The organism is uncultured Eudoraea sp., from assembly GCF_947258925.1.
Lineage (GTDB): Bacteria > Bacteroidota > Bacteroidia > Flavobacteriales > Flavobacteriaceae > Eudoraea.
This window is the reverse complement of record NZ_CAMYKG010000008.1, coordinates 1-1,345: the sequence shown is the minus strand read 5'-3', so window position 1 is coordinate 1,345 and position 1,345 is coordinate 1. Positions and strand designations below refer to the sequence as shown.

The following is a 1,345-nucleotide window of genomic DNA, read 5'->3' as shown; positions in this document are numbered from 1 at the left end:
TGAGGATTTTGCGCCAAAACAAATTGAGGTTTATAAGGGATACTATCAACACTTAAGGTATACATATCCTCTACCGTCTTTAGATACTCTTCCATACTATTCCCTTTTTTGGACCACGATATAGTGCCTTTTGAAAAAGGGGAATATATGCCTCGTACATCCTCTTCGGGTTCCAGGTCCTTATTGAAGTAAAATACATCATCTTCAATGGAGCTCCCATAACACACAAAAACGTGTAAGAAAGAATTGTTGATCAACTTGGAGTCTATAACCGCCCTATCTGCAAATGAGGTATTTAAGGTGATCAAATCCTGGTAATTATCCGAACCGGCTGTCAAAGAATTTGAGTTAAGCTCTTTATCCAAATAGTTGGATGTACTGAATCCTGTACCGGCTAAGATGGCCACTCCCAAATAAAGAGGCACAATAATAAAACTTAATCGTTTTCCAAATTTGGTATCTAAAAAATTATATACCATGGGGCGGTAAAGAATCGAAAGGGTTAAGTATTTAAAAACCCAATAAAAAGGGTAATAAAAAGCAGTAGTCCACTTTTTTTTCTTTAACCATCCTTGCGTTAGGAAATCAATAAATGTCATAATCATCCCAAGGACAATAAATAGAATCAATGGCACCGCGATTACTATCCTTAACCATTCGGGTGTTTCCCCTTTGTCTATCCACAATCCCAGCAAAGCCAGCACAAAGGCTATGAGTAGTAATCCCAGCAAGTAGAAGACTAACAAAAATGTAACCGCAAATATGACACTGCAATATTTTTCCAGAACTGCAACATAGTTATCAAAACTACCTACATGTTTTTTCAAGTGTTTTGTGAATTTTGGACTGTAATTCAAATGATCGTAGTCGATATCGCCTGACACATAGCGCAATCCAATAGCTCCAATCCAAAGGCCTCTTAAAATAACATGTGCTATGAGGTTTATCGTAAGTATATACCAGGATATTAACAGACCTCTAATTAAAAAGATCTGATACAAATTCCGCTCATTTTCAGCTTCAATACCGGCTAATTCAATAGGTTCAATGATCATAAACAGTCCATAGATGGCAAAACCGGAAATAATTAATTCTAACTGCCAACTTTCCTGTTGAAGTATATCAAGCCATTTTTTAAATTTTTTATCCTGAGGGTTATTGCTCATAAAATATGGGTATGGAGCTAAGATAATTCAAATTTTAACTTATTAAAAGGGGTATCTGAGGTTGTATTGGTGTTTGTAACAAAAAAAAGCACCTATCAATGAATTGATAAGTGCTTTTAAAGAAGGCGGCGGCCTACTCTCCCACCAGTTACGGCAGTACCATCGGCGCAGACGGGCTT

1 protein-coding gene is annotated in these 1,345 nt (G+C 36.8%); it reads right to left on the bottom strand.

Going from position 1 to position 1,345, the window contains the following annotated elements; translation table 11 throughout:
* The coding region (locus Q0X77_RS04150; protein WP_297793466.1) for a hypothetical protein at positions 1-1,166 on the bottom strand (1,166 nt) is incomplete at its 3' end.
* Positions 1,167-1,345: the final 179 nt, after the last annotated feature.